This window comes from Mucilaginibacter sp. BGA-UO-ETr-C110 (genome assembly GCF_059567985.1).
Map to the genome: position 1 here is coordinate 121,817 of NZ_JCAQPB010000001.1, position 21,369 is coordinate 143,185.

At 41.3% G+C, this 21,369-nt stretch carries 32 protein-coding genes; 30 read left to right on the forward strand and 2 right to left on the reverse strand.

The features are described from left to right. Positions 1 to 73: 73 nt before the first annotated feature. A complete protein-coding gene (locus AC57BQ_RS00520; RefSeq protein ID WP_496404441.1) occupies positions 74 to 1,117 on the reverse strand; it encodes a hypothetical protein in 1,044 nt (347 codons plus the stop codon). A 173-nt stretch (positions 1,118 to 1,290) separates the two neighbouring features. Continuing rightward, positions 1,291 to 2,697 (reverse strand): C45 family autoproteolytic acyltransferase/hydrolase, encoded by a 1,407-nt coding sequence (locus AC57BQ_RS00525; RefSeq protein ID WP_496404442.1) that lies wholly within the window; start codon positions 2,695 to 2,697, stop codon positions 1,291 to 1,293. A 461-nt stretch (positions 2,698 to 3,158) separates the two neighbouring features. Between AC57BQ_RS00525 and rplC the strand changes: the two genes are divergently transcribed. The 30 genes from rplC to dnaK all read left to right on the forward strand — a co-directional run bounded on the left by rplC (position 3,159) and on the right by dnaK (position 21,309). Further along, positions 3,159 to 3,776: a 50S ribosomal protein L3 gene (gene rplC, locus AC57BQ_RS00530; RefSeq protein WP_090462764.1), complete on the forward strand. Its 618-nt coding sequence runs from the start codon at positions 3,159 to 3,161 to the stop codon at positions 3,774 to 3,776. 1 nt (position 3,777) lies between these two features. Next, positions 3,778 to 4,410: a 50S ribosomal protein L4 gene (rplD, locus tag AC57BQ_RS00535; RefSeq protein ID WP_090462767.1), complete on the forward strand. Its 633-nt coding sequence runs from the start codon at positions 3,778 to 3,780 to the stop codon at positions 4,408 to 4,410. Between the two features lie 2 nt (positions 4,411 to 4,412). Beyond that, a complete protein-coding gene (rplW, locus tag AC57BQ_RS00540) occupies positions 4,413 to 4,703 on the forward strand; it encodes a 50S ribosomal protein L23 (protein WP_076377423.1) in 291 nt (96 codons plus the stop codon). A 7-nt stretch (positions 4,704 to 4,710) separates the two neighbouring features. Next, complete coding sequence (gene rplB / locus AC57BQ_RS00545; protein ID WP_090462770.1) at positions 4,711 to 5,538, forward strand: 50S ribosomal protein L2; 828 nt, start codon at positions 4,711 to 4,713, stop codon at positions 5,536 to 5,538. Next, positions 5,538 to 5,804 carry a 30S ribosomal protein S19 gene (gene rpsS, locus AC57BQ_RS00550; RefSeq protein ID WP_076377419.1) on the forward strand — a complete coding sequence of 89 codons (267 nt, stop codon included), beginning with the start codon at positions 5,538 to 5,540 and terminating at the stop codon, positions 5,802 to 5,804. The genes rplB and rpsS overlap by 1 nt, the downstream gene beginning before the upstream one ends. A 6-nt stretch (positions 5,805 to 5,810) precedes the next feature. Next, the gene (gene rplV / locus AC57BQ_RS00555; RefSeq protein WP_090462773.1) at positions 5,811 to 6,239 is read left to right on the forward strand and encodes a 50S ribosomal protein L22; all 429 of its coding nucleotides are present in this window, start codon (positions 5,811 to 5,813) and stop codon (positions 6,237 to 6,239) included. Between the two features lie 6 nt (positions 6,240 to 6,245). Next, the gene (gene rpsC / locus AC57BQ_RS00560; RefSeq protein WP_090462776.1) at positions 6,246 to 7,121 is read left to right on the forward strand and encodes a 30S ribosomal protein S3; all 876 of its coding nucleotides are present in this window, start codon (positions 6,246 to 6,248) and stop codon (positions 7,119 to 7,121) included. A 47-nt stretch (positions 7,122 to 7,168) separates the two neighbouring features. Continuing rightward, positions 7,169 to 7,591, forward strand: coding sequence for a 50S ribosomal protein L16 (gene rplP, locus AC57BQ_RS00565; RefSeq protein WP_076377413.1), 423 nt, complete (start codon positions 7,169 to 7,171; stop codon positions 7,589 to 7,591). A 123-nt stretch (positions 7,592 to 7,714) separates the two neighbouring features. Then, entirely contained in the window at positions 7,715 to 7,924 is a 210-nt protein-coding gene (gene rpmC / locus AC57BQ_RS00570; protein ID WP_496404443.1) for a 50S ribosomal protein L29, read from the forward strand. Positions 7,925 to 7,940: 16 nt separating this feature from the next. Next, positions 7,941 to 8,195 (forward strand): 30S ribosomal protein S17, encoded by a 255-nt coding sequence (gene rpsQ, locus AC57BQ_RS00575; protein WP_090462782.1) that lies wholly within the window; start codon positions 7,941 to 7,943, stop codon positions 8,193 to 8,195. A 1-nt stretch (position 8,196) separates the two neighbouring features. Next, positions 8,197 to 8,565, forward strand: coding sequence for a 50S ribosomal protein L14 (gene rplN / locus AC57BQ_RS00580; RefSeq protein WP_073405786.1), 369 nt, complete (start codon positions 8,197 to 8,199; stop codon positions 8,563 to 8,565). Between the two features lies 1 nt (position 8,566). Continuing rightward, the gene (gene rplX / locus AC57BQ_RS00585) at positions 8,567 to 8,911 is read left to right on the forward strand and encodes a 50S ribosomal protein L24 (RefSeq protein WP_090462785.1); all 345 of its coding nucleotides are present in this window, start codon (positions 8,567 to 8,569) and stop codon (positions 8,909 to 8,911) included. Then, positions 8,911 to 9,474: a 50S ribosomal protein L5 gene (gene rplE / locus AC57BQ_RS00590; protein WP_090462789.1), complete on the forward strand. Its 564-nt coding sequence runs from the start codon at positions 8,911 to 8,913 to the stop codon at positions 9,472 to 9,474. Before rplX ends, rplE begins: the two co-directional genes overlap by 1 nt. After that, positions 9,467 to 9,736 carry a 30S ribosomal protein S14 gene (gene rpsN / locus AC57BQ_RS00595; RefSeq protein ID WP_090462792.1) on the forward strand — a complete coding sequence of 90 codons (270 nt, stop codon included), beginning with the start codon at positions 9,467 to 9,469 and terminating at the stop codon, positions 9,734 to 9,736. The genes rplE and rpsN overlap by 8 nt, the downstream gene beginning before the upstream one ends. 158 nt (positions 9,737 to 9,894) lie before the next feature. Continuing rightward, entirely contained in the window at positions 9,895 to 10,293 is a 399-nt protein-coding gene (rpsH, locus tag AC57BQ_RS00600) for a 30S ribosomal protein S8 (protein WP_076377401.1), read from the forward strand. Positions 10,294 to 10,309: 16 nt separating this feature from the next. Further along, a complete protein-coding gene (gene rplF, locus AC57BQ_RS00605) occupies positions 10,310 to 10,867 on the forward strand; it encodes a 50S ribosomal protein L6 (protein ID WP_090462794.1) in 558 nt (185 codons plus the stop codon). 5 nt (positions 10,868 to 10,872) lie between these two features. Beyond that, positions 10,873 to 11,223 (forward strand): 50S ribosomal protein L18, encoded by a 351-nt coding sequence (rplR, locus tag AC57BQ_RS00610; protein ID WP_496404444.1) that lies wholly within the window; start codon positions 10,873 to 10,875, stop codon positions 11,221 to 11,223. 12 nt (positions 11,224 to 11,235) lie between these two features. Beyond that, positions 11,236 to 11,754: a 30S ribosomal protein S5 gene (gene rpsE / locus AC57BQ_RS00615; RefSeq protein WP_076377395.1), complete on the forward strand. Its 519-nt coding sequence runs from the start codon at positions 11,236 to 11,238 to the stop codon at positions 11,752 to 11,754. A gap of 6 nt (positions 11,755 to 11,760) precedes the next feature. After that, complete coding sequence (rpmD, locus tag AC57BQ_RS00620) at positions 11,761 to 11,940, forward strand: 50S ribosomal protein L30 (RefSeq protein WP_183556590.1); 180 nt, start codon at positions 11,761 to 11,763, stop codon at positions 11,938 to 11,940. A 4-nt stretch (positions 11,941 to 11,944) separates the two neighbouring features. Further along, positions 11,945 to 12,391 (forward strand): 50S ribosomal protein L15, encoded by a 447-nt coding sequence (gene rplO, locus AC57BQ_RS00625; protein ID WP_076377391.1) that lies wholly within the window; start codon positions 11,945 to 11,947, stop codon positions 12,389 to 12,391. A gap of 6 nt (positions 12,392 to 12,397) precedes the next feature. After that, positions 12,398 to 13,738, forward strand: coding sequence for a preprotein translocase subunit SecY (gene secY, locus AC57BQ_RS00630; RefSeq protein ID WP_496404445.1), 1,341 nt, complete (start codon positions 12,398 to 12,400; stop codon positions 13,736 to 13,738). Positions 13,739 to 13,746: 8 nt separating this feature from the next. After that, positions 13,747 to 14,538, forward strand: coding sequence for a type I methionyl aminopeptidase (map, locus tag AC57BQ_RS00635; RefSeq protein WP_183588340.1), 792 nt, complete (start codon positions 13,747 to 13,749; stop codon positions 14,536 to 14,538). Between the two features lie 64 nt (positions 14,539 to 14,602). After that, on the forward strand, positions 14,603 to 14,821 hold the full coding sequence (infA, locus tag AC57BQ_RS00640) for a translation initiation factor IF-1 (protein ID WP_022833270.1): 219 nt from the start codon (positions 14,603 to 14,605) through the stop codon (positions 14,819 to 14,821). 7 nt (positions 14,822 to 14,828) lie between these two features. Then, positions 14,829 to 14,945 carry a 50S ribosomal protein L36 gene (gene rpmJ / locus AC57BQ_RS00645; protein ID WP_074487407.1) on the forward strand — a complete coding sequence of 39 codons (117 nt, stop codon included), beginning with the start codon at positions 14,829 to 14,831 and terminating at the stop codon, positions 14,943 to 14,945. 72 nt (positions 14,946 to 15,017) lie between these two features. Further along, positions 15,018 to 15,395: a 30S ribosomal protein S13 gene (gene rpsM, locus AC57BQ_RS00650; RefSeq protein ID WP_496404446.1), complete on the forward strand. Its 378-nt coding sequence runs from the start codon at positions 15,018 to 15,020 to the stop codon at positions 15,393 to 15,395. Positions 15,396 to 15,527: 132 nt separating this feature from the next. Continuing rightward, positions 15,528 to 15,917: a 30S ribosomal protein S11 gene (gene rpsK / locus AC57BQ_RS00655; protein ID WP_076377383.1), complete on the forward strand. Its 390-nt coding sequence runs from the start codon at positions 15,528 to 15,530 to the stop codon at positions 15,915 to 15,917. A 68-nt stretch (positions 15,918 to 15,985) separates the two neighbouring features. Next, positions 15,986 to 16,594, forward strand: a complete 609-nt coding sequence (gene rpsD, locus AC57BQ_RS00660; protein ID WP_076377381.1) for a 30S ribosomal protein S4 — start codon at positions 15,986 to 15,988, stop codon at positions 16,592 to 16,594. A gap of 95 nt (positions 16,595 to 16,689) precedes the next feature. Continuing rightward, complete coding sequence (locus AC57BQ_RS00665) at positions 16,690 to 17,682, forward strand: DNA-directed RNA polymerase subunit alpha (RefSeq protein ID WP_090462806.1); 993 nt, start codon at positions 16,690 to 16,692, stop codon at positions 17,680 to 17,682. Positions 17,683 to 17,819: 137 nt separating this feature from the next. Beyond that, the gene (gene rplQ, locus AC57BQ_RS00670) at positions 17,820 to 18,416 is read left to right on the forward strand and encodes a 50S ribosomal protein L17 (RefSeq protein WP_496404447.1); all 597 of its coding nucleotides are present in this window, start codon (positions 17,820 to 17,822) and stop codon (positions 18,414 to 18,416) included. 982 nt (positions 18,417 to 19,398) lie between these two features. Then, positions 19,399 to 21,309 carry a molecular chaperone DnaK gene (dnaK, locus tag AC57BQ_RS00675; protein WP_496404448.1) on the forward strand — a complete coding sequence of 637 codons (1,911 nt, stop codon included), beginning with the start codon at positions 19,399 to 19,401 and terminating at the stop codon, positions 21,307 to 21,309. The last annotated feature ends 60 nt before the right edge of the window (positions 21,310 to 21,369 follow it).

Here is a 21,369-nt window from a genome sequence, read left to right on the forward strand (position 1 = left end):
AAAACCTTTTAAAGACAGGCCTGTCACCCTGAGCTCCGTCGAAGGGTAGAGCGCAGAGGCCTGCCCATCATGCTTAGTTTATTCCATCATTCAAAATTATCTGCTTGTCACGAAGCATATTGGCAAAAGCATCATAATCATCAATATTCATTAATATGGTATCAAATTGTTTACCTGAACCATAAAGTTTGTCAATTTGCACGGGTGTTTTAAAGCTAATAAGCAGGTTACCGCTTGTTTTAATTATGCCTCCTTTAAAATAAAGGCTTTCTGACTGATAATCGTTGGTGATTTTTTTGATGGAGTTGATATTGCTTAATTGGGTTTTGGCCCGCCAGCGTAATCCTGTTTGTAAAAGTAAATGCTCATCACTTATCTGTACTTTTCGTTTTAGAATGGCCGATAGATCGGCAACAATGAAAACAACGCCATATAATGAAAGCATAGTAACAACTGTAGCTGCAATATGGCTCCATTTGAGTAGCAGTAAATGAATGGCTGTTACCTCAACCATTATGGCAACAACCAATATACACCAGATAGCAATGTAACCAACCTCTTTATGTGTACTAAAAGAAACGCTCTCCTGCAGGCCCGATCTTTCTTTGCGCCAGCATAATAAACCGTATCTTAAAATAGCTAATTCAGATGCTATGATCTTTACCCCTAAAGAGTCGCCCAACGCATCGGCCATAGCCGACCGTAAATTATAAATAGGATCGGCCATGACAGCCTGATGAATCTTGTAAAAAGTTATTAGCCCTTTTATTTTGGTAACAGCATAAACGAGAAAAAGCAATTCAGCCAGTGCTGTCAGTTTTCGCATCTGCAAAATATATTGTTGTTGATGTGCAGGCAGCACCAGATAAGCTATAACCGAACACAGGCTTATCACAATAAGCAGGTTTTTTGCCGATTTTTTAAAGGGTCTGATAACGATAAAATAATAGAATACCGGGAAAGTAATGATAAAATCGGCCAGTAAACCATTGGCCACTTTATCTTTAATGGTTGCCGGTACAGTATGAAGAATACACAACCCACCAGTAAAAATGAGCAAAGCGATTACCGTGATCAATATGATGTTCCGGTTTATTTTTACTGGATTCGTGGTCATAATCAAAAATTTTCTAAATATAAACATTTCCGACCCTTGGGGTTTCCAGAAAGGGGGGTGAGAGTCCAAAGGAGTTGAGGCGCATGTGATCCCTTCCCCGGAGAGGAGTTTTTCAGACTTACGAAGTTTTCAAAACTTCGTAAGTCTGATGATTAGTATGTTTGTGACAGCCTTTACTTCGCCGAAAACAACGTCCAGGGATAGGCTTTCATATCCCTCAGGTATTTGGCCTGGTAATTATATTCCGGGTGTTGCTTAAAGAAGGGTGCAGCCAGAAAATCCGTTCCTCCGGGATGACCCATGTGTGCCCATAGCTGCATTTTGTTGGCCAGCGCTGTGCTGGTTACTTTACCCTGTACAGCACCCATCGGGAAGTAAGGGCCTTCGCTCCACTCGGGACAGCCTTTGGGATCCTGATCAATATGGCCATCGATGATACAGCGGTTAAAGGCATTTTTGCCCTGTAAGGCATCAAAGGTATCGCCCTCAATGATCTTTCCATTCTCGGCATCCAGCTTGCCTTTATAATCCAGGCATACCAGTTTTTCCATGCGGAGCTTGCGGGCATTGGGTGAGGTAGTTTTGTCGTTCACATCAAAAGTGGTTTCTGTTTTGATCAGCGCCGGATCACTCGGGAAGTTGGAGCCTATCATAGCCGTATCTTTTGATCGCCATACTTTCACCGTTTTTAAACCGAGCTCCAGTTTTGCCACCTCGTTGGTTTTGGTATCGCCGATGAGCCAGTCGTTGGCATAACCGCCGTTGTTATCCGTACTCATGATCCTGATCACATCGTCAATACTTTTACTATACTGCGCTGCTTTGCGGGCGCGCACAAACTCGGGGGTGCGGGTGGTATCAAAACCTTTAAAACCGGTAATGGTGGTTTCGGTAATGAGTATACCATTACTGGTGACCACAAAATCATCGCCACTATGGATATAACCCGGCGCGCAGTCCATTAATATATGATTGCCCTTTTCGGGTACCACGTCGGCAATCACGTTCCAGCGTTCACCTATAATATAGTCGGTCCAGTTATTATGACCGATCACGATCTTGCCATCCTTGGTATACCTACCGGTAGCTATAAAGGCGCTGCAATTGCCGGGAGCTTTGTTATCGCCGCTGCCGGGTTTTATTTTATTCATGAGGCCGGGCACATAATATTGTGCCAGCTCAATGTTGGCATTCAGGGCGGTAATGTCAAGCGTATCATATTTAAGTCCGTGAGCTTGCAGGCCCTCGGCTATCCCGCGTATTTCATCCTGGTATTCCTTGTCGATCTTTTTCCATAAAAACCTGGCCGACGCGCTGCGGTAAAAGGCCCAGTCTTTTTTACTGCTGTAGGGCAGGTAATAGGCCATCACTTTAAGCAAAGTATCTATCTCCTTATATAATAGGTATCCGTGCTGATAACCCATATCGGCTGGCGAACCTTCTATGTGCAGGTACACCCAGCCGTTTTTATCGGTCCGGCCGGCCTTGCCCATACGGTCATGCGGTTTGGTTTCGGGTTTACAGCTAAAAAGGAGGGAGCAGGTGAGCGCGATAGCAATGGTTAGGGTAGTGGCTTTCATGATCAGTAATAGTTTTTAAGGAAAGCTCAATTTAATAAAAGAATATTGAATTGCAGGAGCTTAGGTGGTCAAAAGTTTAATTCTGCCGGATATTAACCCTGATCAAATAAACGTAGTGCATTTACGGCTAATATGAGCTTTACGCTGAGTTGTTATAAAACCCGATTTTGAAAAATTAAAATAGAGGAATTTCGATTTCAGGAATCTTTGCGGATATGTTTTTTATCATTTCTGTATAAGGGTTAAAAATCATAATTTCGCGATCCTTATTAAATACCTTAGACGCCAGCGAAATACCTGCAAAGCTCTTGTTAAAAACGTTTGTGGAAAAATATTAAAAAATAATTCACTAACTATTTGAGAGTTAATACAAAATTCCTATCTTTGCCGTCCCTTAAGGGGGAAATAATATGCCTTGAACGAAGCCCTACTGCTTCGATGGGCACAAACAAATTAAAGAAATGTCAGGAATTATTGGTAAAAAAGTAGGAATGACCAGCATTTTCGACGAAACAGGGAAGAATATTCCCTGCACAGTAATCGAAGCTGGCCCTTGCGTGGTAACACAAGTTAGGTCTGTTGATACAGACGGGTATGCTGCTGTACAGCTGGCATATGGCGACAAAAAGGAAAAAAACACCTCAGGCCCATTAAAAGGTCACTTCCAAAAAGCAGGTACTGCTCCAAAGCGTAAACTTGTTGAATTCAAAACTTTCGAAGACGAAAAAAACTTAGGTGACACTGTTACTGTAGAGATTTTTGCTGCGGGAGATTTTGTGGATGTGGTTGGTACCTCAAAAGGTAAAGGCTTTCAGGGTGTGGTAAAGCGTCACGGTTTTGGTGGTGTGGGTATGCAAACTCACGGTCAGCACAATCGTTTACGTGCGCCGGGTTCTTTGGGTGCGTCATCATGGCCATCTCGCGTATTTAAAGGTATGCGTATGGCGGGTCAAACCGGAAACGGCCGTGTTAAAGTTCAGAACTTACAAGTTGTGAAAGTTTATGCGGAGCAGAATCTGTTAGTTGTTAAAGGTTCCATCCCAGGAGCTAAGGGTTCATTCGTAATAGTTGATAAATAAGATGGAAGTTAACGTATTAAACGTATCAGGTAAAGAAACAGGTGCCAAGGTGCAGCTTCCTGAGTCGGTATTCGGCATTGAACCCAACGATCACGCGATCTATCTTGATGTAAAGCAGTATTTAGCTAACCAGCGTCAGGGTACACACAAAGCAAAACAGCGTAACGAAATTGCAGGTTCAACCCGCAAATTATATAAACAAAAAGGTACAGGTGGTGCCCGTGCAGGTAGCGTAAAATCTCCGTTGTTTAACGGTGGTGGCCGCGTTTTCGGTCCGCAACCACGCGATTACAGCTTCAAATTAAACAAGAAACTGAAATCACTGGCACGTAAATCAGCTTTATCATACAAAGCAAAAGATAACAACATTTTAGTATTGGAAGATTTTAGTTTCGATAGCATCAAAACTAAAAACTACATTAAAATGGAGGCTGACCTGAATGTTACTAATGATAAAACATTATTAGTAGTAGCAGGTGCTGAAAATAACAATGTGTATTTATCAAGCAGAAATCTGAAAAAAACAAAAGTTATTTCAGTTGAGCAGTTAAACACTTATGATGTGTTAAATGCTGGCAAACTGTTATTAACTACAGGTGCTGTTAAAACTTTGGAGGAAGCATTAGCTAAGTAATTATGGAAATTTTAAAGAAACCCCTACTTACTGAAAAAGTAACTCAATTAACCGAGAAACTTAACCGTTATGCTTTCAAAGTTGATCACAGAGCAAACAAAATTCAGATTAAAGGCGCCATTGAGGCAATGTATGGTGTAAACGTTAAGGCGGTAAACACCATGAAATACGTCGGCAAACTTAAAACTCGCAACACTAAGGCAGGCGCCGTTTCAGGCCGTGCTGCAACTTACAAAAAAGCGATCATTACGTTGAAGGACGGTGAAACAATTGATTTTTACAGCAATATATAATTAAGACATGGCAGTAAAGAGATTTAAACCGGTTACTCCGGGTACCCGCTTCCGAGTTGATGTATCTAACTCAGATATTACAACAAACGTTCCTGAAAAGTCGTTGGTTGTATCAGCCAACACAAGATCGGGCGGTCGTAACAACAGCGGTAAAATGACTATGCGCTACATGGGTGGTGGTCATAAACAAGCATATAGGTTAATTGATTTCAAACGTAATAAGTTTGATATCCCGGCAAAAGTTGCAACTATCGAGTATGATCCTAACCGTTCTGCACGTATAGCACTGTTACATTTTGTTGATGGTGAAAAACGATACATGATAGCTCCGGAAGGCTTAACAGTTGGTACGGTAGTTGTATCTGGCGAGAGTGCTGCTCCAGAGGTTGGTAATACCATGCCTTTGAAAAACATTCCGTTAGGTTCTATCATCCACAATATTGAGTTAAACCCAGGCCAGGGCGGTATCATTGCACGCAGTGCAGGTACTTATGCTCAGCTTTCAGCACGCGATGGTAAATATGCTATCATCAAATTGCCTTCAGGCGAAACCCGTATGATACTGTCAACTTGTTTGGCAACTATCGGTACCGTTTCAAATGGCGAAAAAGCAAATGCGGTGCTAGGTAAAGCAGGTCGCAAACGTTGGTTAGGCCGCAGGCCGCGTGTTCGTGGTGTAGCCATGAACCCGGTAGATCACCCTATGGGTGGTGGTGAGGGTAGAGCCTCAGGTGGTCATCCACGTTCACGTAAAGGTTTGTTAGCTAAAGGCTACAAAACTCGTGACAAGAAAAAAGGGTCGGATCGTTATATCATTGAAAGAAGGAAAAAATAATGGCACGTTCAATTAAAAAAGGACCTTATATTGATCATAACCTGGAAAGAAAAGTTCTTACCTTGAATGAATCAAGCAAAAAATCAGTTGTAAAAACATGGTCACGTCGTTCCATGATCTCTCCTGATTTCGTTGGTCATACATTCGCAGTACACAACGGTAACAAATTTATACCTGTGTATGTAACAGAAAACATGGTTGGTCACAAGTTGGGAGAATTTGCTCCAACCCGTACATTCCGCGGTCACGCAGAAAAGAAAAAATAACAGGCAATGGAAGCAACAACAAAAATCAAAAAGTCTGTATTGATCAGGCAACAAAAAGAAGCAGCAAAAGCCCAGGTTGGCGGTGCTTCAGTTGCTAAACTACAGGACTGTCCAACTTCACCACGCAAAATGCGTTTGGTGGTTGACCTTATCCGTGGCGTGAACGTTGAAAAAGCGTTGTACATATTAAAATATACTAACAAAGAAGCTGCTATTCGTGTAGAGAAACTTTTGTTATCAGCCATCAAAAACTGGGAAGCAAAAAACGAAGGCAAACGTGTTGAAGACAGCGCTTTATTTGTTAAAGAAGTTTCAGTAGGTGGCGGCCGTCAGCTAAAAAGGTTACGCCCTGCTCCGCAAGGAAGGGGATACCGTATACGCAAACGCTCAAACCATGTAACCCTTATTGTGGATAGTAAAAACGATAATAATTAATTTGAAATGGGACAGAAAGCACATCCAATAGGTAACAGGTTAGGAATCATCAGAGGATGGGATTCTAATTGGTTCGGAGGTAACAACTACTCTGACAAATTAGTTGAAGACGAAAAGATCCGCAAATACCTTTCAGCTCGTATTGCTAAAGGTGGGGTATCAAAAGTAGTTATCGAACGCACATTAAAACGCATCACTGTAACTATTCACACTGCCCGTCCGGGTATCGTGATCGGTAAAGGTGGTCAGGAAGTTGACAAGATCAAAGAAGAGTTGAAAAAACTTACCAAAAAGGAAGTTCAGATCAACATATTCGAGATCAAACGCCCTGAGCTTGATGCACAATTAGTGGCAGAAGGTATCGCAAAACAACTGGAAGCACGTATCTCTTTCCGCCGTGCCATGAAAACTACAATTGCTTCAACCATGAGAATGGGTGCTGAAGGAATCAAGATCATGACATCAGGCCGGTTAGGCGGTGCCGAGATGGCACGTAGCGAACAATATAAAGAAGGAAGAATTCCTTTGCACACATTCCGTGCTGATATTGACTACGCACTGGCAGAAGCCTTAACTACTTATGGTAAAATAGGTGTTAAAGTATGGATCTGCAAAGGCGAAGTTTACGGAAAACGTGACTTGTCTCCAAACATCGGCGGCACAAGCAGCAGCAGCGGTAAAGGTGGTCGTCCAGACGGTGCTCCGGCATTCGGCGGACGTGACAACCAACGCGGTGGCGAACGTGGCGGCGAGCGCAGAGGTGACAGGAAACCAGGTGGTGACCGCCGTGGTGGTGGAAACAACAACCGTGGTGGTGGTCAAGGTGGCAACCGTCCAGGTGGCCAAGGCGGCAATCGCCCGGGTGGTCCAGGAAAGAGATAATAATTAAAGTAGAGAAAGATATCGTAACGATATAAAAGCTTAAGAAAATGCTACAGCCAAAAAGAACGAAGTTCAGAAAGATGCAAAAAGGCAGGATGAAAGGTTTAGCCACCCGTGGTGCAGAACTTTCATTCGGATCTTTCGGTATAAAATCACTCGAAGCGGCCTGGATTACCAGCCGCCAGATCGAGGCTGCGCGTATCGCTGTAACACGTTTTATGAAACGTGAAGGCCAGGTATGGATCAGGATATTCCCTGACAAGCCTGTAACCAAAAAACCAGCAGAGGTACGTATGGGTAAAGGTAAAGGTGCTCCAGAATACTGGGTTGCGGTAGTACGCCCCGGAAGGATCATTTTTGAAGCCGAAGGTGTACCATTGGACGTTGCTAAAGAGGCCTTACGCCTTGCAGCACAAAAACTTCCGGTACAAACCAGATTTATAGTACGTAGAGATTACGTAGAAGCATAAACGGAAAGTTAGTTGAAAAGTTGTAAAGTTTTCATGTTGTGAAGTTAGATGCCGAACATTCACCCATCAAAAAAACAATACAGCGTTGAAACTGCGAACAACAACAACAAATAACAAAAGAAAATGAAGAACTCAGAAATTTTGGAGCTATCAACTGAAGAATTGGTTGCAAGAGTAGGAGAGGAGAGATCAAACCTTACCAAACTTAAATTTGCCCATGCAGTATCAGCTATTGAGAATCCAACACGTATAACAAAAGTACGCAAGGACATCGCTCGGTTAAATACTGAATTAACAAAGCGTAAAGCTGCGTCAACTTCTGAAAACAATTAATTAAGCGTTCAGAAAAATGGAAAGAAATTTAAGAAAAACACGTACCGGTTTGGTAGTTAGCAATAAAATGCAAAAATCAATCGTAGTAGCAGTGGAACGTAAAGTGAAACACCCTATCTACGGTAAATTCGTAAAGAAAACTACCAAATTCATGGCTCACGATGAGACAAATACTTGTGGTATAGGTGATACCGTATTGATTATGGAAACACGTCCGTTGAGCAAAAGCAAAAACTGGAGATTAGTTCAAATTATAGAAAGGGCTAAATAAGATGGTACAACAGGAATCAAGATTAAACGTAGCCGATAACAGCGGAGCTAAAGAAGTTTTAGTGATCCGTGTATTGGGCGGTACTGGTAAAAGGTACGCATCAATCGGCGATAAGATAGTAGTAACTGTAAAAAGCGCTTTACCATCAGGTAACGTGAAAAAAGGTACTGTATCAAAAGCCGTAGTAGTACGCACCAAAAAAGAGATCCGCAGAAAAGATGGTTCATACATCCGTTTCGACGATAACGCAGCTGTATTGTTAAATAACCAGGACGAGCCGAGAGGTACCCGTATCTTTGGCCCTGTTGCAAGGGAACTGCGTGAGAAACAATTTATGAAAATTGTATCATTAGCACCGGAGGTATTGTAACATGGAAAAGAAAAAACACGAGCAACCAGCTAAATTAAAGATCCGTAAGGGTGATCTGGTTAAAGTTATAGCCGGTGATTCAAAAGGAACACAAGGCAAAATTGTTGAGGTAATATTAGAAAAAGGCAGGGCTATTGTTGAAGGTGCCAATATGGTATCAAAACATACCAAACCTAATGCTGCCAATCCAAACGGTGGTATTGTTAAACAGGAAGCCGCTATACATATTTCAAACCTAATGCTGGTTGATCCTAAAACAGGTAACCCAACCCGTGTTGGCCGTAAGAAAAACGATGCCGGCAAATTAGTAAGGGTAGCAAAAAAATCAGGGGAGGAAATTAAGTAATGACTTACATACCAAGACTCAAAACAAAATACAAAGAGGAGATCCGTACCGCTCTGAAAGATAAATTTCAGTATAAAAGCGTAATGCAGGTTCCTAAACTGGAAAAAATTGCCATTAACCAGGGTGTTGGCGCTGCCACAACCGACAAGAAATTGATCGAAAACACCATCACTGAGTTAACTACCATCACCGGTCAGCAGGCAGTTGCTTCAAAATCTAAAAAAGATATCTCAAACTTTAAATTGCGTAAAAATATGCCGGTTGGCGTACGTGTTACCCTGCGTGACAACACAATGTATGAGTTTTTGGATCGTTTAATCGCTGTTGCCCTGCCACGTATCCGTGACTTTAAAGGTATCAACGACAAAGGTTTTGACGGAAGAGGTAACTATACATTAGGTATTACAGAGCAAATTATATTCCCTGAGATAAATATTGACAAAATCAATAAAATTCAAGGTATGGATATTACCTTTGTAACCTCCGCAACAAACGATGTTGAAGCATTGGAGTTGTTGAAACAATTTGGATTACCATTTAAAAATCAAAATAACAATGGCTAAAGAAGGTGTAAAAGCACGTGAAGTAAAACGCGCTAAATTGGTTGCTAAATACGCAGAGAAAAGAGCAGCCCTTAAAGAGGCCGGCGATTATGCAGCCTTAGATAAATTGCCTAAAGCTTCGTCACCGGTAAAATTACACAACCGTTGTAAATTAACCGGCCGCCCTCGTGGTTATATGCGTCAGTTTGGCATTTCACGTGTAACATTCCGTGATATGGCATTAGCTGGCAAAATACCGGGAGTAAAGAAAGCAAGCTGGTAAAAAATATAGTATCAAGTAATTAGTATCAAGTATCAAGACAGTACGAAATGTAGTACTTGATACTTGATACTTTCGACTTGATACCCCAATAAGAATTTAACCGATGGAAGGTCGCCCGGGATGTTACCGGAAGGAAACCACTATCATAACACAATAAAATGAATACAGATCCAATCGCAGATTATCTTACAAGAGTAAGGAATGCTATTAAAGCCAACCATAGGGTTGTTGAAATTCCTGCATCAAATCTGAAAAAGGAAATCACGAAAGTGCTTTTCGACAAAGGTTACATTGCCAATTACAAGTTTGAGGAAGTTGGTCCGCAAGGCAGCATTAAAGTTGCTTTAAAATACCACCCGATAACTAAAATTTCTGCTATCCGTAGCATTCAGCGCATCAGTAAACCAGGTTTGAGGAAATACGCAGGTACTGATAACCTGCCAAGAGTTTTAAATGGTTTAGGAATCGCTATCCTGTCAACTTCAAAAGGTGTAATGACCGATAAAGAAGCTCGTCAGCAAAATGTAGGTGGCGAAGTATTATGCTACGTTTATTAATAGGAGAAATTAAGCAATGTCAAGAGTAGGAAAAGCACCGATAGCACTACCTCAGGGAGTTGCCGTTACCGTATCAGCAGAGAATGTTGTTACTGTAAAAGGCCCTAAAGGTGAGTTGCAGCAAGCGGTTGATAGCGATATCACCATTGCACAGGAAGACGGCCAATTGTTAGTTCAACGCCCGTCTGAACAAAAACGTCATAAAGCATTACATGGTTTATACCGTGCGCTTTTAAATAACATGGTAGTAGGTGTAACCACTGGTTACAAAGTGGAGCAGGAATTAGTAGGTGTAGGTTACCGTGCTACCAATACAGGTAATACTTTAGATTTAGTGTTGGGTTACTCTCACCACTATGTATTTGAATTACCAAAAGAAATTAAAGTTACAACCACTGCTGAGAAGGGTAAAAACCCTACCATCATCCTGGAATCTATCGACAAGCAATTGATCGGTCAGGTAGCGGCAAAAATACGTTCGTTACGTGCACCAGAACCATACAAAGGTAAAGGTATCAAGTTTGTTGGCGAAGTATTGAGAAGAAAAGCAGGTAAATCAGCATCTAAAAAATAATCGTCATGGGAGCTAAATTATCAAGAAGAGACAGGATTAAAAAAGGCATCAGAAAACGCCTTTCAGGATCAGCAGAGCGTCCTCGCCTGTCAGTTTACAGAAGTAACAAAGGAATTTACGCGCAGATCATTGACGATTTAACCGGTAAAACTATCGTATCGGCTTCATCTTTATCAAAAGATTTTGCAGCAGATGGCACTAAATCAGATCAATCAGTAGCCGTAGGCAAACTGGTAGCTCAGAAAGCTATTGCAGCAGGTATCAAAGATGTGGTTTTCGACAGGAACGGTTATTTGTACCATGGTCGTGTTAAATCACTGGCCGAAGGTGCACGCGAAGGTGGTTTAAACTTTTAATCGAAAAGAGAAATGTCAACAATCAACATAAAAAGAGTAAAAACAAGCGAGATCGAATTAAAAGACCGCTTGGTAAGCATACAACGCGTTGCCAAAGTAACCAAAGGTGGCCGTACATTCAGTTTCTCTGCCATTGTGGTAGTAGGTGACGAGAACGGTGTTGTAGGTTACGGCTTAGGTAAAGCCAAAGAGGTTACCGAAGCTATTGCAAAAGGCATTGATGATGCTAAAAAGAACCTGGTAAAAGTTCCTATCTTAAACGGAACTATACCTCACGAGCAAATTGGTAAATTTTCTGGCGGTTTTGTTTTCATTAAACCAGCAGCAAATGGTACCGGTGTTATTGCGGGTGGTGCAATGCGTGCCGTATTAGAGTCGGCAGGTATCCACAACGTACTGGCAAAATCAAAAGGTTCATCAAATCCGCACAACGTGGTAAAAGCAACTGTATCGGCATTAGCGCAATTACGCGATGCACATACTGTAGCTCAGCAACGTGGCGTTAGTTTAGGTAAAGTATTTAACGGATAATCAGTCATGGCCAAAATCAAAATAACTCAGATTAAGAGCGTGATCGACAGAAGTGAACGCCAAAAAAAGACAATCGAAGCTTTAGGCTTACGTAAAATTAACCACAGTGTGGAAGTTGAAGCTACACCTGCTATAGTTGGTATGGTTAGAAAAGTTAATCACCTGGTAGCGGTAGAAAATATTTAATATCATGAATTTAAGTAATCTAAAACCTGCAGAAGGTTCTACTAAAAATAGAAAAAGAATTGGCCGTGGTACAGGTTCTGGCCGTGGCGGCACGTCAACCCGTGGTCACAAAGGCGCCGGTTCACGTTCAGGTACCAGCACTAAGGTAGGTTTTGAAGGCGGTCAAATGCCTTTACAACGTCGTGTGCCTAAGGTTGGTTTCAAAAACCCTAACCGTGTTGAATACACAGGTGTTAATTTGGATGTATTGCAAGGCTTAGTTGAGAAATTCTCACTGGCGGCAGTTGATTTCGATACCCTGAAAGAACATGGTTTGGTTTCTCGTAACGACCTGGTTAAGATCCTGGGCCGTGGCGAACTGAAAGCCAAATTGGAAGTTAAAGCACATGCATTTACTGCAACGGCGCAAAAAGCGATCGAAGCAGCTGGTGGTACCATAGTTAAGTTGTAAGTTTCAATGAAGAAATTTTTCACCACATTATCCAATATCTGGAAAATCGAAGATCTGAGAGTGCGTATTATAAACACACTCTTATTTCTTTTAATATATCGCGTAGGCTCATTCGTAGTGTTGCCTGGCGTGAACGGTGCGTCATTCGCAAACCAAAAAGCAGAAGGATTAGTAGGGTTGTTGAATATGTTTGCAGGAGGTTCGTTTTCACGTGCTTCTATTTTCGCCTTAGGGGTAATGCCTTACATTTCGGCTTCAATTGTGGTGCAACTGCTGGGTATTGCTGTGCCTTATTTCACTAAACTTCAAAAAGAAGGTGAAAGCGGGCGTAACAAGCTTAACCAGTGGACACGCTACCTAACCATCGGTATTACTGCTTTGCAGGCTATCGGTTATGTACGTTCACAAATTGGTCCTGATGCACGTTTAATCGGCGATCCGATCTTTACCTTATTAACTACAGTAGTTTTAACCGCGGGTACATTATTTGTAATGTGGCTGGGTGAAAAAATTACGGATAAAGGTATCGGTAACGGTATATCGTTAATTATCATGGTGGGTATTATTGCCCAATTGCCAGGCGCGTTTATAACAGAGTTTAGCTCCCGTACCAGTGGTACAGGTGGCTTGGTAACTTTCATTGTTGAAATTGTTGCATTGATAGCTGTGGTAATGTTCACTATATTAATAGTACAGGGTACACGCAAAATCGCGGTACAATATGCTAAACGTATAGTAGGTAACAAGCAATATGGTGGTGTACGCCAGTATATACCTTTAAAGGTAAATGCTGCAGGTGTAATGCCTATCATATTTGCCCAGGCCCTGATGTTCATTCCGCAAACTGTGCAACAGTTTTTCCCTAATGCAGCATCAAATGGCATCCTGATCGCAATGTCAAACTCTAATTCATGGCAACATAATCTGGTGTTTGGTATCCTGATCATCCTGTTCACTTATTTCTATACAGCTATTACGGTTAATCCTAACCAGATGGCCGATGATATGAAAAAGAACGGTGGTTTTATACCAGGCATTAAACCAGGCAAATCAACTGCCGATTTTATTGACGGTGTAATATCAAAAATAACATTACCGGGATCAATATTCCTGGCTATTATAGCCATTATTCCGGCCATTGCCAGTTTGGTTGGCGTATCTCCGATCTTCGCAAGATTCTTTGGTGGTACTTCACTGATTATCCTGGTAGGTGTAGTTTTGGATACCCTGCAACAAATTGAAAGTCACCTGTTGATGCGTCATTATGATGGTTTAATGAAAACCGGACGAATTAAAGGGCGTACAGCAATGCCTGCTGCTGCCGGAACAAGTCCGACAGCTATCTAATTTTAAGCATGTCAAAAATTCTTTACAAGTCTGCCGAAGAAATAGAACTCATCAGAGAAAGCGCCCTACTGGTATCTCGCACACACGCGGAGGTTGCCAAAGTGATCGGACCTGGTGTTACAACTATTGAACTCGACAGACTTGCTGAAACCTTTATACGCGACAACGGCGGAGTACCTACTTTTTTAAACTACGGCGGCTTTCCTTATTCTCTTTGCATATCGCTGAATGACCAGGTAGTGCATGGTTTCCCCGGAAACTATACTTTGGTTGAAGGAGATCTGGTATCTGTTGACTGCGGAGCTACCTTAAATGGCTTTGTGGGAGATTCTGCTTATACCTTCGCTATTGGCGAGGTAAGCGATACCGTTAAGAAACTCATGAGGGTAACCAAAGAGTGTCTTGACTTAGGAGTTGCGAAAGCAGTTGTTGGTATGCGCATAGGTGATATTGGTTATGCGATACAAGAACATGCAGAGAAGAATGGCTTTGGCGTAGTGAAAGAGCTTGTAGGGCATGGTGTAGGCGTTAAGCTGCACGAAAAACCCGAAGTACCTAATTATGGTAAGCGCGGAGCGGGCATCAAACTGGAAGAAGGAATGGTGATTGCTATTGAGCCCATGATCAACGCGGGTCGTGCGGGTGTTAAGTTTTGGGATGATGGATGGACAGTTTCAACTGTCGATAAAAAGCCATCGGCCCATTATGAGCATACCGTAGCTATTGGTAAAGGTAAACCAGACATTTTATCAACGTTTGAGTATGTTGAAAATGTTTTGAAAGAAAAGAATAATAATTAAATAATTTTTTATTAATTTTGCATCCCGGTTTTAGGGCGGATAATTAAGTAATAATCAACAAAATATGGCTAAACAATCTTCGATTGAGCAAGACGGTACAATTAGGGAAGCATTGTCAAATGCAATGTTCAGGGTTGAACTGGAAAATGGTCATGAGATTATTGCACATATTTCCGGCAAAATGCGTATGCACTACATTAAGATTTTACCTGGCGACAGAGTGAAATTGGAAATGAGCCCGTATGATTTAACAAAAGGTAGAATAACCTATAGATATAAATAACAAAGAGATGAAAGTTAGAGCATCCATTAAAAAACGCAGCGCTGATTGCAAGATCATTCGCCGTAACGGGAAACTTTATGTAATTAACAAAAAGAATCCTAAATACAAACAGCGTCAGGGATAATTAAAAAAACTGTGATAATTCGTACAACGGTGGCCCGCCGTTCGGTTATCATTTAAAAAACAAACAATAAATATGGCAAGGATTTCAGGTATAGATTTACCGAAAAACAAAAGAGGAGAAATCGGACTTACTTACATTTTCGGTATAGGCCGCTCAACAGCTCAAAGAATTTTGACTGAGGCAGGTATTGATTTTGATACAAAAGTACAAGATTGGACCGATGAGCAATTAGCCTCAATTCGTGGAATTATCAACGATCAAATCAAAGTGGAAGGTTCACTTCGTTCTGAAGTGCAGCTTAACATCAAACGTTTGATGGATATAGGTTGTTACCGTGGTACACGTCACCGTAAAGGTTTACCATTACGTGGTCAGCGTACTAAGAATAACTCACGTACCCGTAAAGGAAAACGTAAAACAGTTGCTAACAAGAAAAAAGCTACTAAATAATATTGAATAGTGATTGGAGAGCGGTGAGTTTTATCGCTTAACAATTCATTAGGATTACCTCATTTGAAAATATAATTAATGGGTCAGGGTTATTTGATAATTCAGTAATTCATTAATTCAAAAATTAAAAAAATGGCTAAGAGCAAAAAAGTAACCAAAAAGCGCGTTGTAATTGTTGAGCCTGTAGGCGAAGCACACATCAATGCTACTTTTAACAATATCATCATCACCCTTACCAACAAAACCGGTCAGGCTGTATCATGGTCTTCTGCAGGTAAAATGGGTTTTAAAGGTTCAAAAAAGAACACCCCTTATGCTGCCGGACAAGCTGCTGCTGATTGTGGCAAAGTAGCTTATGACCTGGGCTTACGTAAAGTTGAAGTATTTGTAAAAGGTCCGGGTGCCGGCCGTGAGTCAGCTATCCGTACTTTGCAAACTGCAGGTATTGAGGTTACAACTATCAAAGATATCACACCGCTTCCGCACAACGGTTGCCGTCCTTCAAAAAGAAGAAGAGTTTAATTAACAATTATTTTTAAAGCTAAGATTCGGCAGCAACAGGCTGCTTGATACTTTAAGAACACACAAAAATGGCTAGATATACAGGACCAAAATCCAAAATTGCACGTCGTTTCCGTGAGCCGATCTTCGGCCCGGATAAAGCGTTAGAACGTAAGAACTATCCACCGGGAATGCACGGTGCCTCAAAAAGAAGAGGAAAACAATCTGAGTATTCAACTCAGTTACAGGAGAAACAAAAAGTAAAATACACTTATGGTGTATTAGAGCGTCAGTTCGAGAACTTGTTTCACCGCGCATCAGCTAAAGAGGGTATCACAGGTGAAAACCTGCTGAAATTCTTAGAAGCACGTTTAGATAATGCTGTTTACCGTTTAGGTATTGCTCCTACACGTTCTGCAGCCCGTCAGTTGGTTAATCACAAACACATTAATGTTAATGGTGCTGTGGTAAACATCGCTTCATACGCTTTAAAAGCAGGTGATGTGATCTCTGTACGTGAAAAATCTAAATCATTAGAAGCAATCACTACATCAGTAGCCGGAAGAAGAATCAATAAATACAGCTGGTTAGAATGGGATGCTAACGCCTTAACAGGTAAATTCCTAAACTATCCTAACCGCGACGAGATACCTGAGAACATCAAAGAAAACCTAATCGTCGAGTTGTACTCAAAATAATAACGATAATTATCCATGGGATGGTTGGCATTTTATGTCAATCATTTTCGTGGTTTAAATCAATTCAATTAGTAAACAATAAATAAAGGATATAAATGGCAATTTTAGCATTTCAAAAACCAGACAAGGTTATCATGCAGAAAGCAAATGATTTCGATGGTACGTTTGAGTTTCGTCCGTTAGAACCAGGCTTCGGTGTGACCATTGGTAATGCTCTGCGTCGTATCTTACTTTCATCACTCGAAGGTTTTGCCATCACTTCTGTTCGTTTTTCAGGAGTTACGCATGAATTTTCAACCATCAAAGGTGTTGTTGAAGACGTAACCGAGATCATTCTGAACCTGAAGCAAGTTCGGTTCAAAAAAACAGGCGAGTCTGGTGATACTGAAAAGGTATTCGTTATCATAAATGGCCAGGACGCTTTTAAAGCTGGAGATGTTACTAAATTCTCTAATAACTTTACTGTTTTAAACCCTGACCTGGTTATCTGTAACATGGACTCATCAGTAACGCTTGAAATTGAGCTTACTGTAGGTAAAGGCCGTGGTTACGTAGCAAGCGAAGAAAATAAAAATCCGGATGCAAACGTTGGTGTAATAGCTATCGATTCCATCTTTACGCCTATTAAAAACGTAAAATATACTATTGAAAACTATCGTGTTGAGCAAAAAACTGACTATGAAAAATTAGTTCTGGATATTGCTACCGATGGATCAATTCATCCGGAAGACGCGTTAAAAGAAGCAGCCAAGATCCTGATCCAGCACTTTATGCTGTTCAGCGATGAGAACATGATGTTGGAAGCACAGGCTAAAGAAGAAACTAAAGAAGTTGACGAAGAGATCCTGCATATGCGCAAGATCCTGAAAACTGAATTGGTTGATCTTGACCTTTCTGTACGTGCATTAAACTGCCTGAAAGCTGCCGACATCCGCAGTTTGGCCGACTTAGTATCATACGATGTTGCTGACATGTTAAAATTCAGAAACTTTGGTAAAAAGTCATTAACTGAAATTCAGGACCTGGTTAAATCAAAAGGCTTATCTTTTGGTATGAACCTGTCTAAATTTAAGTTAGACGAAGAATAAAAATTTAAAAAGTGAGGCTGAGCAGATGCTCAAACCTCACTTTTTTATTTATATAATAACAAACAATTAGCGAAGGCATAATTCCGAAGGCTTGATTTAATCGCCGGACGGTATGCACGTGAAATAATTTAATAACAATGAGACACGGAAACAAAAACAATCACTTAGGCCGTACTACCAGCCACCGCAAAGCGATGCTGGCTAACATGGCAACTTCGCTTATTTTACACAAGCGTATCACTACAACATTAGCAAAAGCAAAAGTTTTACGCGGTTATGTTGAGCCACTTTTAACAAAATCAAAAAACGATACTACTCACTCTCGTCGTACAGTGTTTAGCTATTTACAAGACAAAGACGCGGTTACTATCCTGTTCCGCGAAATTGCTGAGAAAATTGCTACCCGTCCAGGTGGTTACACCCGTATCGTGAAGTTAGAGAACCGTTTAGGCGATAACGCTGAAATGGCAATCATTGAATTAGTAGACTATAACACTGTTTACGGTGTTGATACTGCAGCTGCAGCTAAAAAATCAACACGTCGTCGTGGTGGTTCTACAGCAAAAGCTAAAACAGCAGCGCCAGCTACTAAAGAAACTGCTGCTCCTGTTGAAGAAGCGAAAGTTGTTGAAGAAGAAGTTAAAGCAGCACCAGTTGCTGAAGCTACTGAAACTCCGGCTGCTGAAGCTCCTGCAACTCCAGAAGCAGAAGAAAACGCTGAAAAAGGAGAATAATTTCTCTTTTGAGATATTAAGAAAGCGCCTTGCTCATTTGAGCAAGGCGCTTTTTGTTTTAATCGATTTTACATACATCAGGTTTCTTTTTATGATAACTTTGAAATGAACCTTAAAGCAATGAAAGTACAGTGCCCAAAATGTAAAAGTGATTTTGTAACAAGTTATACTAAGAGGAAGTATTTTATAAAATCGGTTGCATGCTTTCTGGTGATCGTACTTTGTTTGTTTGAATTTAGTGGATTACTAAAAGAAGAGGATATTGACCCGGTTATTATAATAGGATTGCTGGCCACTCCTTGTTTAGCCCTCTTATCTTTAATATCAGGTATTTACTTTGCCATAAAAGGTTTTTCGGCAAAGGAAACAAGATACAAATGTGAGTATTGTAAAAATAGATTTATAACTCCGTTAGCCCTTAATTAAATGTTTATCATTAACTTGATTTAGATTAGGTGGTGAGCTATGTACCTTATAATAAAACCAGAGCCAAAAAACTAAATTAAAGAGAGAAATGAAAGCTAATTTTGGGAAAACCCTTGATCGAAAAGAAATGAAGCAAATTAAAGGCGGTATAGGCATTGGATGCGCCATAGCGGGGAATAAAGGGAATCTTTGGACAGAAGGATGTTGCCATGGCCTTTATACCTGCCCAGTTTCCACGCTTTGCGTAACCTCCCTGGATAACTGCTTATCTTAGTATAGATAGACATAGCATCTAAATCACCATTACCAGCCTTTCGGAGGATGGTGATTTAGCTTATTGAATACCCAGAAAAAAATTTCGAGATTCAGATAATGAGGAACCTTCCTGGCTTTCTTTAGCCTTTCATCCTAATTTCTGCCAACCTGTCACCAATGTGTATAGCATTTCTGACGCAATAATTGTCATCCTGACTATATACACTGCCAAATAGCTATTGGCACAAACGTTGATAAATGGTTGTAGTTAGTAAAATATTAAATCAAGTAAAACAATCATATGTCTAAAATAATTGGAATCGACTTAGGAACAACAAACTCCTGCGTAGCTGTAATGGAAGGTAATGAGCCTGTAGTTATTGCTAACAGCGAGGGAAAACGTACTACGCCGTCCGTAGTAGCTTTTATTGACAACGGCGAGCGTAAAGTTGGCGACCCTGCAAAACGTCAGGCCATCACCAACCCTACAAAAACCATATCGTCAATCAAACGCTTTATGGGTAACCAGTTTAACGAAGTTACAAACGAAGCTGCCCGTGTGCCTTACAAGGTAGTAAAAGGCGACAACAACACCCCGCGTGTTGAAATTGGCGATCGTAAATACACTCCACAAGAGATTTCGGCCATGATCCTTCAGAAAATGAAGAAAACTGCTGAGGACTTTTTGGGTACCGAAGTAACTGAAGCGGTTATTACCGTACCAGCTTACTTTAACGATGCGCAACGTCAGGCTACTAAAGAAGCCGGCGAAATTGCAGGTTTAAAAGTACGTCGTATCATTAACGAACCTACTGCTGCTGCCTTAGCTTATGGCTTTGATAAAGCGCACAAGGATATGAAGATCGCGGTATTTGACTGCGGTGGTGGTACACATGACGTATCTATCCTGGAATTGGGTGACGGTGTATTTGAAGTAAAATCAACCGATGGCGATACTCACTTAGGTGGTGACGACTTTGACCAGGTAATTATTGACTGGTTAGCCGACGAATTTAAAAGCGACGAAGGTATTGATCTGCGTAAAGATCCAATGGCTTTACAACGCTTAAAAGAGTCTGCTGAGAAAGCTAAAATTGAGTTATCAAGTTCTGCACAAACAGAGATCAACTTACCATACATCACTGCTGCCGATGGTATGCCAAAGCACTTAGTTAAAACTTTAACCCGTGCTAAATTTGAGCAACTGGCAGATAGCCTGATCAAACGTACTATCGACCCATGTAAATCAGCATTGAAAAACGCTGGCTTAAGCACATCAGATATCGACGAAGTTATCCTGGTAGGTGGTTCAACCCGTATTCCTGCTATACAGGAAGCTGTTGAAAAATTCTTTGGCAAAGCGCCTTCAAAAGGTGTTAACCCTGATGAGGTTGTAGCTATCGGTGCTGCTATTCAAGGTGGTGTATTAACCGGTGAAGTTAAAGATGTGTTGCTGTTAGATGTTACCCCGCTTTCATTAGGTATCGAAACTATGGGTGGTGTAATGACCAAATTGATCGAGTCAAACACAACTATTCCAACCAAAAAATCTGAAACTTTCTCAACCGCGTCTGATAGCCAGCCGTCTGTTGAGATCCACATATTACAGGGTGAGCGCCCAATGGCTGCGGGTAACCGTACTATAGGCCGTTTCCACCTGGATGGTATACCACCAGCACCTCGCGGTGTACCTCAGGTTGAAGTAACTTTTGATATTGATGCGAACGGTATATTGCACGTATCTGCTAAAGATAAAGCAACTGGTAAAGAGCAAAAGATCCGTATCGAAGCTTCTTCAGGTTTAACTGATGCCGAGATCAAAAAGATGAAGGACGAAGCTGAAGCTAACGCTGATGCTGACAAAAAAGCAAAAGAAGAAGTTGAAAAACTGAACGCTGCTGATGCCCTGATCTTCTCGACAGAAAAACAATTGAAAGAGTACGGTGACAAAATTTCAGCCGACAAAAAAGGTCCTATCGAAGCTGGTTTAGCCAAGTTGAAAGAAGCTTATGCTTCTAAAAACTTTGACGCCATTGAAGCGGCCCAAACCGAACTGAACGCTGCATGGGCTACTGCATCTGAAGAGATGTACAAAGCCTCTGCCGAAGCAGGTCAGCCAGGTGCGGAAGGTGCTCCAGGCGCAGGTCCACAAGATCATGGCGACACCGTAACCGATGTTGACTTTGAAGAAGTAAAAGACGATACAAAATAAAATAAGTGTTGTTTAATAAAAAAAGCCCGGTCAGGATTTTCCTGAACGGGCTTTTTTGTT